Origin of the sequence: Pseudoalteromonas sp. MIP2626, from assembly GCF_013414205.1 — a bacterium.
GTDB classification, from domain to species: domain Bacteria; phylum Pseudomonadota; class Gammaproteobacteria; order Enterobacterales; family Alteromonadaceae; genus Pseudoalteromonas; species Pseudoalteromonas nigrifaciens.
The window spans coordinates 67,642-81,479 of record NZ_JAATTW010000010.1 but is presented as its reverse complement, the minus strand read 5'-3'; the positions used below and the strand labels follow the sequence as shown (position 1 = coordinate 81,479).

General features: G+C 40.4%; 13 protein-coding genes and 1 pseudogene. 4 read left to right on the top strand and 10 right to left on the bottom strand.

The window, feature by feature from the left end; genetic code table 11:
- The first annotated feature begins 155 nt into the window (after nucleotides 1-155).
- Nucleotides 156-1,523 (top strand): hypothetical protein, encoded by a 1,368-nt coding sequence (locus HC000_RS07180; protein ID WP_179807304.1) that lies wholly within the window; start codon nucleotides 156-158, stop codon nucleotides 1,521-1,523.
- 50 nt (nucleotides 1,524-1,573) lie between these two features.
- On the opposite strand, the gene HC000_RS07175 is transcribed toward HC000_RS07180, so the two are convergent.
- From HC000_RS07175 to HC000_RS07140, 8 genes are all read right to left on the bottom strand, one after another.
- Nucleotides 1,574-1,828 carry a DUF3862 domain-containing protein gene (locus HC000_RS07175; RefSeq protein ID WP_086994927.1) on the bottom strand — a complete coding sequence of 85 codons (255 nt, stop codon included), beginning with the start codon at nucleotides 1,826-1,828 and terminating at the stop codon, nucleotides 1,574-1,576.
- Between the two features lie 31 nt (nucleotides 1,829-1,859).
- Entirely contained in the window at nucleotides 1,860-2,696 is an 837-nt protein-coding gene (locus HC000_RS07170; RefSeq protein ID WP_179807303.1) for a peptidoglycan binding protein CsiV, read from the bottom strand.
- Nucleotides 2,696-6,169, bottom strand: coding sequence for a transcription-repair coupling factor (mfd, locus tag HC000_RS07165; RefSeq protein WP_179807302.1), 3,474 nt, complete (start codon nucleotides 6,167-6,169; stop codon nucleotides 2,696-2,698). The genes HC000_RS07170 and mfd overlap by 1 nt, the downstream gene beginning before the upstream one ends.
- Nucleotides 6,170-6,230: 61 nt before the next feature.
- The gene (locus tag HC000_RS07160) at nucleotides 6,231-7,124 is read right to left on the bottom strand and encodes a carbon-nitrogen hydrolase (protein WP_086994936.1); all 894 of its coding nucleotides are present in this window, start codon (nucleotides 7,122-7,124) and stop codon (nucleotides 6,231-6,233) included.
- The gene (locus tag HC000_RS07155) at nucleotides 7,121-8,176 is read right to left on the bottom strand and encodes an agmatine deiminase family protein (RefSeq protein WP_179807301.1); all 1,056 of its coding nucleotides are present in this window, start codon (nucleotides 8,174-8,176) and stop codon (nucleotides 7,121-7,123) included. The genes HC000_RS07160 and HC000_RS07155 overlap by 4 nt, the downstream gene beginning before the upstream one ends.
- 57 nt (nucleotides 8,177-8,233) lie before the next feature.
- A complete protein-coding gene (locus HC000_RS07150; protein ID WP_179807300.1) occupies nucleotides 8,234-8,842 on the bottom strand; it encodes a PilZ domain-containing protein in 609 nt (202 codons plus the stop codon).
- Between the two features lie 224 nt (nucleotides 8,843-9,066).
- Complete coding sequence (locus tag HC000_RS07145; protein WP_179807299.1) at nucleotides 9,067-9,828, bottom strand: haloacid dehalogenase type II; 762 nt, start codon at nucleotides 9,826-9,828, stop codon at nucleotides 9,067-9,069.
- Complete coding sequence (locus HC000_RS07140; RefSeq protein ID WP_179807298.1) at nucleotides 9,828-10,478, bottom strand: peroxiredoxin-like family protein; 651 nt, start codon at nucleotides 10,476-10,478, stop codon at nucleotides 9,828-9,830. Before HC000_RS07140 ends, HC000_RS07145 begins: the two co-directional genes overlap by 1 nt.
- Nucleotides 10,479-10,597: 119 nt before the next feature.
- Between HC000_RS07140 and HC000_RS07135 the strand changes: the two are divergent.
- Nucleotides 10,598-11,167 (top strand): annotated as a pseudogene (locus HC000_RS07135) (LysR family transcriptional regulator); the annotation flags it as partial.
- Here the strand turns inward: HC000_RS07135 and HC000_RS07130 are convergent.
- Entirely contained in the window at nucleotides 11,103-11,684 is a 582-nt protein-coding gene (locus tag HC000_RS07130) for a hypothetical protein (protein WP_179807297.1), read from the bottom strand. The pseudogene HC000_RS07135 and the gene HC000_RS07130 sit on opposite strands and share 65 nt — an antisense overlap.
- Nucleotides 11,685-11,693: 9 nt before the next feature.
- A complete protein-coding gene (locus HC000_RS07125) occupies nucleotides 11,694-11,915 on the bottom strand; it encodes a hypothetical protein (protein WP_179807296.1) in 222 nt (73 codons plus the stop codon).
- A 273-nt stretch (nucleotides 11,916-12,188) separates the two neighbouring features.
- Between HC000_RS07125 and HC000_RS07120 the strand changes: the two genes are divergently transcribed.
- Nucleotides 12,189-12,764 (top strand): RNA polymerase sigma factor, encoded by a 576-nt coding sequence (locus HC000_RS07120; RefSeq protein ID WP_179807295.1) that lies wholly within the window; start codon nucleotides 12,189-12,191, stop codon nucleotides 12,762-12,764.
- Nucleotides 12,761-13,837 carry a FecR domain-containing protein gene (locus HC000_RS07115; protein WP_011328500.1) on the top strand — a complete coding sequence of 359 codons (1,077 nt, stop codon included), beginning with the start codon at nucleotides 12,761-12,763 and terminating at the stop codon, nucleotides 13,835-13,837. Before HC000_RS07120 ends, HC000_RS07115 begins: the two co-directional genes overlap by 4 nt.
- The last annotated feature ends 1 nt before the right edge of the window (nucleotide 13,838 follow it).

Below are 13,838 nucleotides of genomic sequence, written 5' to 3'. Positions count from 1 at the left end.
GGTGCTCGCAAAGACACAAAAATATCCGGTTAGGTATAAACGAAAAAACACCACTCGTTCTTAAACGAGTGGTGTTAAGTTTTTACTAGGCCTTTTTTATTGAACAAAATACTTCAGGCAAGTACACTAAGGAGCTATATTACAAGGAGATTTAATTGTTAAAGCAAGATGAAAATTTATCTTTTATTATTGAACCGCAGCTGGGCCAACGCTCAGAGCAACGCCTTGATTTATACTTTTCTATTCCCAACGAAATGGGCGTGAATGCACAAACCCTTAGTGAAGAATCCTATTTTAATAATCAATTTAAATCTTATTTAGCTTATAACGCCAATAATATTCACTTACCGCTAGTGCGAAGCCGTTTTGTAAGTAAAAACAAAGGTGAGCAGCGAGATTACCGACAAAACCTCAATTTGTATTGTTATCAGGTGCGCTTGGCTATTGATGCAGATATTAAAGAAACCCTCAAAATAGAAGACCCTGATGAATTTTATCAACGGGCGGGTGAGCTGTGCGAGCAAAGCCAAAGCTTATTAAGAAAACTAAGACGTTATACCCCTGAAGATGAAAAGCTAATTTCATTTTACACCAATGCCGATAACTACCTTAGTTGGCAAATAGAGCAGTCGTTTTTAAAACTGCTCGATGAAGGACCGCGCAGTAGTGACTATGCAAAAGAGCGCAACGACTTAGTTAATTTTTGTAAGTCAGAAAACAGTTATCGCGAAGAGCAACAATATAATTCAGAATCAACCCTTAAAGATGCAAACCGCATTACTAATAAAATGCGGTTATTGCAGCGTTTAATTGAACATGGTGTAATTTTAAACCGCCAAACTCGCTACCTTAATAGTTATTTAAAACGTTTAGTTAAGGGCTCGGTAACCGCTGTAATTATGGCGTTAGTGATGATAGTTATACTCAACGCACGCGCAACTTTTACAGAAGTGACTGCAACATTAATCTTAATATTGGGGCTTATTTATGGCCTTCGCGAAATATTTAAAGAAGATATAACCCGAATTATTTGGCGCTCTATTGTGCGTGGGCGGCCTAAGTGGCGTTTTATTTTTAAAAATAGCGTGACCAAAGACAAAGTAGCGAGTCAGTTTATTTGGTTAGAATATACGCGCTTTAAAAAAATCCCCAAAGAAGTACGTGCTATTTTCTCCAAACGCCGCCAACAAAATAAGCTCGCTGCACAGTGGTTACACTTTGCTAGCGAAACACGTGTAAATGCCCGAGAGTTTTTACCGGGTTACGATAGCTTGCATCAAACACTGCAATTTAGTCTTGCGCCGTTTTCTCGCTATCTTAAAAAAGGTGAGGGTAAGTTATATCATCTTGAGAGTAATAAGATTTCTAAGCAGGCTGTAGAGCGGCGTTATCAATTAAATATGGTATTAGTGCTAACCGAGCGAGATAAAAAGCTGTATCAGCGTTATAAAATAACCATGAACCGCAGTAAAATAGTTAATATTGAACTTATTTACTCTGATGACGGTACTAGGCAGGAATAACAAAGGCTGTAACCGGTTACATCCCATGTTATTCCTCTAAAGGGTTAGCGTTAGTTGTTTGCTAACCCTTTTTTGGTAAATAAAGTTACCTTGTTTGATACGAGTATAATTTCAATATTTTTAGCATCGTCACCCCAAACGCAGTTGGTATGCAGTGTTTTTTCTACGCAGTTATCAGCGCTCCCTAAAAAAACTTCGACTTCTGATTTATCCATACCAATTTTTATTTTTTCGTAGTTCTCAACATTTACTTTAGAACACGCCGCTAGGCTTAGCGTTGCTGCAATAATCAGGAGTTTTTTCATTGTTATTTCCTATGTGTTAAATAACATCATACTAATGTTTGAATTTTCTAATTTGGACGATCATTCCCATTCTAGGGTGATCAAAATAGTGTATTTCTTCACTTATTACTCGTCTGAATTGTGAAAAACGAGCTGCTTCTATTTCACCACTATCGCGCTTTTGGCTAATATCGAAATTAGCCGTTATGTATAAATAATGGCGTAAATGTATTTTAAATAAACCGTCGAGTTCCCACTTCATAGTGGGTTCTTTAGGTGCATTAAAAAAAGAATTTTGCGAGTTAACTAAGCTAACAAAGTCTGGGTTTGCATAACTTGGTGCGCTTTGCTCTGCACTTTTAATGTGCTCGCCGGCGATTAAATGCATGCTAGGTGCACGCGACTTGCTTGCCCCCTCAAAACGCCAGCCAGTATGTAATAGTGGCGTTAACCCTTTGCGCTCTAGGGCTTGGCGTTGGCTGTTAAATTGCAGCTGTGTTGGTGCTAAAATGTATGTTTGCTGCATTGTATCTTGTGCAGCTACAAGCGGTGTTACCGGTAGCTGATCGTAACTTTTTAAATAATCAATACTATTATCACACACGCCAGATTGCTGTTTTGAGTTAACTAAAGAATCAGTAAAAGAGCGTTTTTCAAAGCGTGTATCGCCATCAATACACGCTTGCATAGCTTGCTCAGTGTAAAGTGGGGTGAGTAAATCAAGTGTATTTTTATCTTCAATAGCTGGTTTTTTAAGGCTAAAGTCTTCTTGTAAGTACGGAGCAGGGCGTTGTTTAAATACCAGTACTTCTACTTCAAACCAGCGCTCAGCAATTGCGGTGCTGCTAAATAAGCAGCATAAAATAATAAGCGATTTTTTTAGCAACATTAGTGGCTAACCTTTTTTTCGAAATCTGCAAGCATTGCAGTGACCATTTTCAAGCGTTCGCGGGCATTTGCCTCGCTAATAACAAAGCGCAGTTTATTTGCGCCATCCATTTTGTACACGCGCGGTGCACTTTGTATCAAGCCTATGATGAAGCTAGGATTAACCTTAGTATTTTGGCTAAATTCAAAGTAACCACCTTTCGGGTTTGCCTCAATTTTTGTTATACCTAAATCACTTGCTCGCATTTTTAATTGCTGCAGGCTAAAGAGGTTTTTAGCCGCGTCGGGTAATAAGCCAAAGCGGTCGATTAATTCTACCTGCAATTCGTCCATATCGGCAACATTAGCACAACTAGCAACGCGCTTGTACATACCTAAACGTGCGTTCACATCGTAAATATAATCATCGGGTAATAAAGCCGGTAGCTTTAAGTCTACCTCAGTTTGTTTTTGCAAGAGGTTTTCAAGGGTGGGCTCTTTGCCTTCTCGCAATGCTTTTACTGCTTGTTCAAGCATTTCCATGTATAAGCTAAAGCCAATGGTTTGCATTTGTCCTGATTGATCATCACCTAAAAGCTCACCCGCACCACGAATTTCTAAATCGTGGGTTGCTAGTGCAAAACCTGCGCCTAAGTCTTCTAATGACTCTATTGCTTGTAAGCGTTTGCTTGCATCTTTAGAAAGAGCTTTAGGATCGCCTGTTAATAAGTAGGCATAAGCTTGGTGATGGCTGCGACCAACACGTCCACGTAATTGATGTAACTGCGCTAAACCTAGTTTGTCGGCTCTATCCATAATTATGGTGTTAGCAGTTGGTATGTCAATACCGGTTTCTATTATAGTGGTACACACTAATACGTTGTATTTTTGGTGGTAAAAGTCAGCCATTATTTGCTCAAGCTCTTGCTCGCGCATTTGCCCATGTGCACTGGTTACGCTTGCCTCGGGCACCCATTCACTTATTTCTTGTGCTACGCGCTCAATTGTCTCTACGTTATTATGTAAAAAGTAAACTTGGCCACCGCGTTTAATTTCTCGCAGTACCGCTTCACGTATTAATTCTACATCGCGTTGGCGCACAAAGGTTTTTACTGCTAAACGCTTTGCAGGTGGAGTGGCAATAATAGATAAGTCGCGCATACCGCTCATGGCCATATTTAAGGTACGCGGGATAGGCGTTGCAGTTAAAGTGAGTATGTCGACATCGGCGCGTAGCGCTTTAATCTTCTCCTTTTGGCGCACCCCAAAGCGATGTTCTTCATCAACAATTAATAAGCCTAAATCGTTAAATATAATATCAGCCTGGATCAGCTTATGAGTACCAATGACAATATCGAGCTTGCCGTTGGCCATTTTTTCAAGCGTGTCTTTTTGCTCTTTAGGTGAGTTAAAACGCGACAATACACCTACCTCAATAGGAAAGTCGGCAAAACGGTCTTTAAAGTTTTCAAAGTGTTGTTGGGCAAGTAATGTTGTAGGCACCAAAATAGCTACTTGTTTGTTATCGTTAACAGCTACAAATGCGGCGCGCATGGCGACTTCGGTTTTACCAAAGCCTACATCGCCACACACTAAACGGTCCATGGCTTGTTTTGATTGCATATCGCCTAATACGGCTTCAATGGCATTGCGTTGATCGTCGGTTTCTTCAAACGGGAAGCTGTCGCTAAATTGGCGATAAGCTGGGGCATCGAGGGTAAATTTATTCCCTGGTTTTGCTTGGCGCTGAGCGTAAATATCAAGTAACTCAGCGGCTACATCGCGCACTTTTTCAGCAGCACGTTTTTTAGCTTTGTCCCATGCATCTGAGCCAAGTTTATGCAGTGGTGCACTAGCTTCTTCGCCGCCCGAATAACGGCTGAGCATATGCAGCGCCGAAACCGGTACATACAGTTTTGCTTCACTGGCGTAAGTAATGGTAACAAATTCGGTGATAATGCCTGCGGCATCTATGGTTTGTAAACCTTGATAGCGACCAACGCCGTGATCAAGATGTACAATAGGTTGGCCTTCTTTAAGCTCGGCTAAGTTACGAATTAGCGCATCTTGGCTGGCTTGGTATTTATGCTTACGGCGACGGCGCTGCGATACTTTTATGCCAAGCAGTTCTTGTTCGGTGATTATAGATAAACTAGGTTTAGTACCTAATACAACACTTTGCTCTAGTGGGCTAACAATTAAGCCAACATCGCTTTGGCTTTTTGTAAACTGCTCAAAACTAGTAAATTCTTTAAACTTTAAGCCGCTGGGTTTTAATACTCCCAGTAATGACTCGCGCCGGCCATCCGACTCTACGCTAAGTAAAATACGGCCTTTTTGCTTTTTTTGCGCCGCCACATAGTTTATAAACGCACCGTAAGGTTCGCTTTGTTTATGATCAATGCGAATAACAGGTAATTCACTAACGGTTAAATTTTTATTGCCGGCTTTAGTACCCAACTTTGCTTGAGATAAGCGAATACGCGCATACTTACTTAAATTAGCAAACAATTCATTAATGGGTTGATACAGTGCGCTGGGCTCTAATAATGGACGCAGTGGGTCTACGCGGCGGTTTTCATAACGCACGTTTACATCATGCCAAAAATTATCGGCGGCATGTTCTAAATCACCAAGCTGCATTACCGTTGTGGTTTCAGGTAGGTAATCAAAAATAGTGGCCAGTTGCTCAAAAAACAGCGGCATATAATATTCTATACCGGCAGGCCAATTACCTTTACTCACTTGCATGTAAACAGAGTCTTGCTGCGCGCTGGCACCAAACTTTTCACGATACGCTATTCTAAAGCGTTCAATGTCGGCTTCGTTAGTGGGGAATTCGTGTGCCGGGAGTAGTTCAATTTTATCTACTTTTTCATCCGAGCGCTGGGTTTCAACATCAAATAAACGAATGCTGTCGAGCTCGTCGTCAAAAAAGTCGAGTCTAAAAGGATGCGGGCTGCCCATAGGGTATAAGTCGACAATAGAGCCGCGAATGGCGTACTCGCCGTGCTCCATTACTTGCTGTACGTTTAAATAACCTGCTTGTTCTAAATTATTTCTAAAATTATGGGTGTCGAGTTTATCGCCCACTTTAAAGTTAATTGTGGACCCATAAATAAACGAAGCCGGTGCGGTGCGCAGCATTAAGGTAGAAACAGGTACAATTAATACACTTTGTTGCTCATTTTTGAGCGTATTTAAAGTGGCTAACCGGGCAGAAATAATATCTTGATGAGGAGAAAAATGGTCGTAAGGCAGGGTTTCCCAGTCAGGAAATATCATTACCGGGTTGTCGGGCAATAAATACTCTAGCTCGGTTTCAAGGCGCAGGGCGCTTGGCGTGTCTGGGGTTACAATTAACACTAGGTTGTCTTGTTGTTTTACACCCTCAGCAATAGCAATGCTTAAACCACTGCCGCTAAGTTGCCCCCATTGAATTTTATCTTTTTGAGATTTCACCCAAGGCAAGGCTGCCCATTGCTCAAACGCCATTTATTACTCCATTTATAAATTGGCCCTAATTTATTATGTAATAAGGGCCAAGTAATTTTATTTAATCGCGGTAAATTTTTGTTAAGTCTTGGTAATGATCAATTCTGCGGTCGCGTAAATACGGCCAAATACGTCTTACGTTTTCGCTGCGCTGTTGATCAAGCTCAATTACTAAAATTTGCTCGTCAGTATTATTAGCCTCAGCAAGTAATTCACCTTGTGGCCCTGCAATAAAAGAGTTCCCCCAAAATTGAATCCCTTCGCTTTGCTCACTTGGGTCTTGCTCGACTCCAACGCGGTTACAACTAATTACCGGTACACCATTGGCAATCGCATGGGCGCGCTGGCTAATAACCCACGCATCTTTTTGACGGGTTTGTTCATCGCTATCATCACGCGGATCCCAGCCTATTGCAGTTGGATAAATAAGTAGCTCAGCACCGGCCATTGCCATTAAGCGTGCAGCTTCAGGAAACCACTGATCCCAACATACTAATACGCCCAATTTACCTACTGAGGTTTGAATTGGCTCAAAGCCTAAATCGCCTGGAGTAAAGTAAAATTTTTCGTAAAAACCAGGGTCATCGGGAATATGCATTTTACGGTATTTACCGGCAATACTGCCGTCATTTTCAAGTACTACAGCGGTATTGTGATAAAGGCCGGTAGCACGTTTTTCAAATAACGACGCCACAATTACAATGCTTAACTCTTTTGCCAGCTCACCTAAAGTATGCGTGCTTGGGCCTGGAATGGTTTCGGCTAAATCAAACACGTCTACATCTTCGGTTTGGCAAAAGTACAGGCTACGGTGTAGCTCTTGCAGCACAACTAATTTAGCGCCTTTGCTGGCTGCTTCACGAATTGCGGCAATCGACTTTGCCATATTTTGCTCAGCATTATCGCTATTGCTTTGTTGTACGAGTGCAACGGTTAATTTTGCAGGGCTGGTCATTGAGCTGCTCCAGTTAAAAATCCACGTGGGAGTTGCATTGTTATACAGTGCAAACTGCCAAATTGTTCAATAATAGGTAGGCAATTAATGCCCACTATTGTGTGCTCTGGGTACGCTTGTTGAATTTGCGCTAAGGCGAGCTTATCGCTTACATCATCGTACGTTGGTACTAATACCGTATTATTAATAATTAAGTAGTTAGCATAGGTGGCAGGCAAACGTGTTTGCTCATCGTCATACACTGCTTTGGGCCAAGGTAAGGCAATTAAATTATATGGGGTGTTATCGGTAGTTTTAAAGCCTTGAAGCTGTTTTTCCATCGCATGCAGCGCGTTGTAATGCTCATCGGTTTTATCGTCGCACTGTACATAAACAAGAGTATTGTTTGGTGCAAAGCGAACTAGCGTGTCTATGTGGCTGTCGGTGTCGTCGCCCGCTAAATAACCATGGTCAACCCATAAAAAGTCAGTTGCTCCTAAGCGCTGTTTTAACAGTGTTGCAATGTCACTTGGGGTTAAATTTGGGTTGCGGTTTTTATTGAGCAAACATTCACTGGTAGTAAGTAGTACGCCGTGTTCGTTTATTTCAATGCCACCGCCTTCAAGCACCATATCTACTGCTTGGTAGTCATTATTTGTATCGCTAAGCTCATTGACTAAAACACGGTTTATTTGATTATCTAAATTACTTGCAAATTTATTGCCCCAACCGTTAAAGGTAAAATCATACACTTTAAGCTGATTAGGGTTATTTATAGCGGCGCAAGTAAGGGGGCCGTGATCGCGTGCCCATGTATCATTTGTTGGTGTAACTACAAAGTGAACACAGTTTAAGGGGACGTTGGCGGCGTGCAATAGCGCAATAACATGCTCTTTTACAGGCTCACTGTGCGCTACAATAACTAACTGTTGTACTGCGGTAATATGTTTTGCAAGCGCTACATACACAGGCTCAACGCGTGCTAAGTTTTCAGCCCAATCGGTGTTTTTATGCGGCCAAGTTAGCATAACAGCGTCTTGCTCGGCCCATTCTGGTAAAAGTCTAAAATTCATGAGTAATTGATACAAATTAAGGTAGCGCTAGTTTAGCAGTTTGAGTGTACATGTCAGCTATTTATCATCTGCTTGCATGTTTTGTGATTGCTCTAATTGCTGGCGTTTTTTTAGTTGTCGGGTTTGCGCATGCAAACTGGCTCTAACGACTAGTTCTTGGTCGCTGTCTCTTATGGCTATAAAGAGTAAAGTGTATTGGTAATGCTCGGTATCGATTTTTTTAATTGCAACGACTTCGGTATAGCAATAAACAGCAGACGCTTCATGGTGTAAAAAAAGTTTAGTCCGAAATTTTTGCCCTAAAGAATAAACATCCTCTGTTGTAAATTTTACGCCACCGCCGCCATAACTATCGCAATAAATAGCGTTATCTTCGCTTTGCTCTGAGGCGAGAACATGGCTCATTATTAAGTCTATTTTACGTGATTGCGCTTGTAAAAAAACTGCTAGCTCTTGGGCAATATCACCTAAATTACGCAGTGGTCCAAGCGCGCTTTGCTCTAAGCTACTTACTTCATTAGCGAGTTTAAATAAAGGGGGAATGTCTGCGTCTAACTGGGTAAGGTTTTTTGGAACGGCGTTATCATCAACTATGTATAGGTTTACACGGTTACTTTCATCAATTTGAAAATATTGTTCAAACTCACTTAATCTTTGACTGTTCATAGCACTCTCCGCAACACATTTAAGTAATAATAGCGCCCTTAGTGCTAAATTACTAGAATATATGTTTTTTGAATAACTGCTTGAATACTTTATTTATATTCATTTTATAAATATAAAAAAACGGCCAACGTTATCCTAACATTGGCCGCTGGGGTATTGATTAATTTTTACCACTTTAATCATGGCACATAGATGCCGTATGGGGAGGAGAGCATTACATCAGGTTATTTAAGCAGCTCGGTTAACTCATGTAAGTTTTTTACAACATGATCTGGTTTTTTAGCCAGTGGGTAAAGTGCTTTACCTGGGCGTGCAATAAAAGTGGTTTGTAAACCGGCTGCTTTTGCGCCGGCTACGTCCCAACCATGTGCTGCAACCATCATGGCATCATTTGGTTTTACATTAAGTTTTTTAAGTACCCATTGGTACGCACGTAAATCAGGCTTGTACACTTTAATATCTTCAATGCTGTAGCGCTCGTCAAAATAATGGGTTAAACCAGCGCTTTCAAATTGTGCTTGTACGCCTTTATTTGAAGAGTTTGTTAGGCTAACCAGCTTATAACCTTGTGCTCTTAATGCAGCTAAACCTGCTTTTACGTCTGCGTGTGGAGGCAGTGTTAATAATGGTGTAACAATCGCGGTTTTTGCTTGCTCGCTGGTAATATTAATATTGTTGTTTTGTGCCACCATTAATAATGACGCCACGCCAATTTGGCCAAAGTCTTGGTAATCGCCAATTACAGTTGATACCAACGAGTGGTGTAGCATAGTAGAAAACCACAATGGTAATAAATCCTCTCGCCCACCAAGTGCTTCGCCTATAGAAGCGCGCATTGAATCTAGATCAAGGAGTGTTTCGTTAACGTCAAAAATTAACACTTTAGGTTTATTTGAGGTTTGTTCGGCCATAGTATCTCCAGATAATAGGCTTGCGCCTAAAATTAATGAAAGGGTTAGGGTTTTTAGGGATGTTAATACAGACATTATTTACTCTCAGATTTTAAAGCGTTTAATACATCAAAAGGTTCAGCGCGTAGGGTGTAGTCTTCAGTTACAAATGCGTAAGTGATCACACCTTGTTGATTAATAACATAAGTGGCCGGTAGTGGTAGTTGAAAGCTTTTATCGCCGTAGTAGTGCTCAAAATCAATACCAAATTCGGTATATAACGCTTGAATACGCTCATCGAGTGTAAACAATAAACCGAACTGCTTGGCTATTTTATTACTTACATCTGAAAGTACATCAAATTCAAGGTCGTTTTTTTGCGCCGTTGACAGTGTTTCATCAGGAAGTTGTGGTGAAATGGCAATTAACTGTGCATTTTGCGCTTTAAATTGTGGTAAGTAATCATTTAGGGCTTTTAACTCTAAATTGCAATAAGGGCACCAGCCACCACGGTAAAAGCTAATAATTACTGGGCCTTGTTTTAATAATGTCGCAAGTTCAACCGTGTTCCCTTGATGATTAGCCAAGCTAAAATTGGTAACTTTTTGCCCTACCTGTAATGCATTATCTTTAATGTGCTGAGCAATAAGCTCTGCGTTTGTCGTATTCATTAGTGCTAAAACATCTGCAGGGAGCTTTGCTTCTTTTTGCACGTTATAGGCGTCAATTTGCGCTTTTAAACTCATATATAACCTCAATAATTAAGTTACGTTAGATTATATAGTTTTAGTTATTTAAATATAGATTGCAAAAGTGAAAGCTTCATTCGAAAATATTAAACATTGAAACCCCAAAGTAGCTTTTTATGTATAACATAAGTGATTTAGAAACTTTTATAGCCGTAGTAGAGAATAAAGGTGTACTTGCCGCTGCGCGCGAGCAAGGTTTATCGCCAGCAACAGTGAGCCATCGCCTTAGTAAATTAGAGCGAGAGTTGTCTACTGTTTTAGTCTTTAGGGATAGTCGGCGAGTACGTTTATCGCCTGCAGGAGAGGTGTTTTACACGCGTGTGGGCGCTATTATTGAGGCACTGCACGATGCAGAGCATAGTATAGGTGCTCGCAGCTCAACTGTGAGTGGGTTGCTAAGGGTAACTATGCCACCGTGGATTTTTTCTAAGTATGTTATGCCTAAGCTCAGCGAGTTTGAAAGTGAATATCCTCAATTAAAACTCGACTTTTTAATTACGGACCACTTTATTAATGTGGTTGATGATGCTCAAGATGTGGCTATAAGAGTAGGGCAGTTAAACGACTCTGGCATGTTGTCGCGTAAAATAGTCAATAATAGCCGTGTGTTATGTGCAGCGCCTAGCTATATAAATAAACAGGGTATGCCAAGTAATTTAACCGAGCTTGCGGCGCATTATTGGGTATTTTGTTAACTTGGTTCCAGTTGTTGTTATATACATATTCAACGCCAAAACGTACCCCTTGATGCAGGTAACTTAGCGCTGCATTGAAACGCTCTGCAGTATGATTTTTCTCGGCCTCGTCTTTATCAAGTGCGCGTGTACCTTGATAAGCACCTAAAGCAAAATCAAATTGTTTATTTATATGCCACACAGCCGATGCTTCTAAATCAATTCGATCGCCCACAGTTGGCTTTTGAAAACCACCCCCAGTAATAGCCGATACAGCATACGAAAAGTGCGCCGATTTATGGCCATAATGAATACCTAAATCGGTTGGACCGGCTAATTTGTTTTTTGGCGTTAAGCTCGGATCAACATAACGATACCCTACACGGCGTGCGATGTAATCAATCCATGGCAGTTCAGCAACACCAATTTTAAGCGTACTTCCTTGATTAAAATTGCGTTTTATATAAGCATGACGAAACCAAATGTCGGTAGGGTCTTGCTGGCGTTGCCACTGCACATCTGTGGTCACTGTTAATGACTAGTCATCATTAAATTGATGGTCTAAATTAAGATAAAAGCGCTTTACATCAAGTTGCCAATCTTCAATATCCTGGTGCTGATCGTCAATTTGAATATTACTAAAATTCGCAAATACTTGGCTCGATAACGTGGTTTGCGATGCGCTCACCGGTGCACTAATAACAAGCAATCCACTTGCTGCTAATAATACAGAAACACTTAAACTTGTTTTATTAAACACCACAAAACTCCCTTAGGTTGCTTACATTCAAGCGAGATAAATTTTGCATATTATAGCTTTTTAGTTGTTGCACCACGAACTTGCTAATACGTTATTTAGCTAAAGCATGACTTAGGTCAAAATGCAGGTTTATTACTGTTTTAATAACATATAAAGAGACTTTTAAGGCAACGAAAAAATAACCGCGGATTAACAATTTGCCTTGTAATTAACGTTAAAATTAGTCATCTTAACAAACTTAGGTTTATACAATAATAAGGGATGAAATTAAGGATGGCGCGAGGACTCAAATTAGCCACTACATTTACAGAATTACCGACTCATTTACGCCGCTTTGTTTCACGAATAGTGTTACCTGACGACGTAGAAGATATAGTGCAAGAAACCTTTATTAAAAGCTACGAAGCTGATTTAAAACAAGATATTCAATTTACGCGTAGTTACATGCTCAAAACTGCTAAACACCTTGCCCTTAATCATATTGCTAAATGGGATAATAAATTTAGCGACTCCCTTTGTGATGATCATGAATTACCAAAGTTACTTAAATCAATACAACTAGAGGACGAGTACACCTCGAAAGAGCGTTTTTTATTGTTTTGTCGGGCAACAGAGCAACTAAGCTTGACGGTTCGTAAGTGTTTTATATTAAAAAAAGTGTACGGTATGAGCCAAAAAGAAATTGCCCAGCAACTACAGTTAAGTCAAAGCACAGTAGAAAAACATATTGCAAAAGGGTTACTACAAACCATGCTATACATGCGAGAGCATTCTCAGGATGAAAATGAGCAGTATAAAAAGCACGACACCGCTGCTCAAAAGCCAACTATAGTGAGTGTGGCAAAATGAGTAATATTCATCAATTTACACCAAAAGATTTAATTTTAGAAACAGCAGCTAATTGGATAAGCGCGATAGATCGCGGTTTAAACAAGGTTGAAAAAGAGCAATTTAAATTATGGATGCTGCAAAGTAATGCACACCAAGACGCCGTTTACGAACTCGCTAAGTTGTGGGACGAACTGAGTGTATTAAACGAGTTAAGCACTTTATTTCCGCATAAAAACAATACCGAGGAAAAAAGTAAATGGGTGTTTTCGTATGGTATCGCGGCCAGCTTATTTGCTGCGTTAATGATTTGCAGTTACTTATTGGTTAATTTAGAGACTGGTTATAACCAAGCCCTAGCGAAAGTTAATTATACTAAAATTTATAAAACCAAGGTGGGAGAGCAAGCCACTTACGTACTGCCCGATGGCACCATAGTGCAACTTAATACCAACAGCCTATTAGAGGTTGCCTATAGTAAAGGGCGCAGACAGTTATTACTGAGTAGAGGGGAAGGGCGTTTTAATGTTGCTAAAGATGCTACGCGGCCATTTAGTGTGATGGCAGGTGATAAAAGCTTTACAGCATTAGGTACTGTATTTAATGTGCAGCGCAATACCTCATCTCATTTAGAATTAGTGGTAACCGAAGGAAAAGTGATGATCACTGATCCGAGTGTAGCTGTTGATGCTAACGATTTTAAAGCCTATCAACTAGCCGATAACAGCACCCAAAAAATTAGAAAAATAAACGCAAATATTGTGCTCTCAGGCGAAAAAGCAATTATAGAAAAAAGTGTTACAGCGCCTATTAAACGCCTCTCTGCTGACGATGTGCAACGAGATTTAGCGTGGCAAAATGGCATGCTAATTTTTAACGGAGAACAATTAAGCGATGCCTTAAATGAAGTTAGCCGTTATACCGCTACTCGGTTTGAGCTTTCATCGGCAGAGCTTGCAAATATTAAAGTTGCAGGGGTATTTAAGGCGGGTGATGTTGCTGGGCTACTTGAAAGTTTAAAAACAAATTTTTCGATTGATCACGAACGCTTAGGTGAGCACGTAGTTAGCCTTAAACGTCAAACTAAGTCATAAA